This window comes from Pseudoalteromonas sp. 0303 (assembly GCF_013349995.1).
Lineage (GTDB): Bacteria > Pseudomonadota > Gammaproteobacteria > Enterobacterales > Alteromonadaceae > Pseudoalteromonas.
Window position 1 is genome coordinate 1 of the sequence record NZ_JABVXF010000087.1, and the last position, 1,549, is coordinate 1,549.

The window sequence follows — 1,549 nt, forward strand, 5'->3', positions numbered from 1 at the left end:
GCATCATTATCATCAACTATTTTATAAAACACAGGTAGCTTTGTACCCTCAGGGACAGCACTGCGCGTTAGCCATACTTCGTCTTCATCAAAGTTTTGCTCTGTTGGTCGTAACTTTTCATTTGCCTCTTGCTCTATCTCAACTAATGCGAGTAGACCATCATGAAGCTGTAAATTAACCGAACGCCCAGCAATAACTCCTTTTTTATGACACCAATAATCATACTCAAGGGTGCGAATTGATGCTTCTTGAGTCACATAAATAAGACCATCAAAGAAATGATTTAAGGCTAACAACTGACGTCTTAGTTCACTGGCATAGGTACCTGACATTAAAAACACTAAAGTGACATTTTTTGACTGCGACAAAGCATGATAGAGCTTCAGTTTTTCACCAAGCAGCTGCTCACCTAAGGAGAATAAATGTTCTGAATCGACATGTACAAAAACCGTACTGCTTTCCAGTTGTTCATACTGCTTTAATTCGTTAATGATACCACTAGAAAAATGCAAATCTTTTGATATGTTATTATTACTATTTAAATGGAAAGGATACAGTACCTCATGTTCGAACAAAGTGAACAAAAACTCATTATCCTTTCCTTCAAAAAATAGTTCGACTTGTTCAGAAAGCAAAAAAGTTGGGGATTCATGATTGATTAGAATGTGCCTTGTTAACTCTAATAGCTGATTGTCTAAAGGGGCAAGTAAAGCATAACTTGCCCCTTTCTTTAGCTCAGAGAAAGCGCAGTTTAGACCTGTAATATTTAAATGAGGCACCAATAAACCCTTAAATAAGATATTTAAGTACTAGTTTTAAACGCTATTCTATATATAATGCAAATTATGTCCATGGATCGTGTACAATTTTAAGCTAACTTTTCTCACTACGGTTTTTTAGATGAATGACTTTGCAGTAAAAAATTCACTTACTTTAACTCAATATGATATTGAGAAGTTGCTACGTCAATTTGGCGGCAAGGAAACGGATTATGTTGAAATTGTTGATGTCGAAAAAAATCGCAAAACGATTGAAAAGTACCCTTTGCTTAACGATATCGCATTAGCAACAACACAAACACAGAGCACAAAAAAAATTAACAAAAACGCAATAAAGAATCATAAATGAAGCGAATTTTTTTAAAAGGAATTAAAGGCGGGACAGGTACAACATCGATTGTAACCAACCTTGCTTGTGCTTTGAGAAAATCAAATGTGCCTGTGTATGCCATCGATTTAGATCCAAAAGGCGACTTAGGCCTACATCTTGGTCTTGCGTGGGAGCATCAGCTAGGCTGGAGTGATTACCCAAACTTTGCCTCTGCATGTGAGCAGTTTCACCAAGATAACGACGGCGTAAAGTTTTTACCCTATGGCAACCGTTCGAACTTAGGGTTAGACTTTTCATGTATTATAGAGAGTTGTCAGCAGCTTAATGACAGCGATGACAGCTGGTTTTTATTTGACTGCCCAGCCCATGTTGATGTGCACCGCTATTCGCTAAATGAAGACGATATATTCCTTGAGATTATTAATTGTGATGCAATTTG

General features: G+C 36.9%; 3 protein-coding genes. 2 read left to right on the forward strand and 1 reads right to left on the reverse strand.

Annotated features, from left to right (window positions below; genetic code table 11):
* A partial coding sequence (locus HUS62_RS22180; protein WP_309473927.1) for a BcsE family c-di-GMP-binding protein occupies nucleotides 1-779 on the reverse strand: 779 nt, incomplete at its 3' end.
* A 121-nt stretch (nucleotides 780-900) separates the two neighbouring features.
* On the opposite strand from HUS62_RS22180, the gene bcsR reads away from it, so the two are divergent.
* Nucleotides 901-1,128, forward strand: coding sequence for a BcsR/BcsP family cellulose biosynthesis protein (gene bcsR, locus HUS62_RS22185; protein ID WP_175081182.1), 228 nt, complete (start codon nucleotides 901-903; stop codon nucleotides 1,126-1,128).
* The coding region (locus HUS62_RS22190; RefSeq protein ID WP_220095103.1) for a cellulose synthase operon protein YhjQ/BcsQ at nucleotides 1,125-1,549 on the forward strand (425 nt) is incomplete at its 3' end. The genes bcsR and HUS62_RS22190, both read left to right, overlap by 4 nt.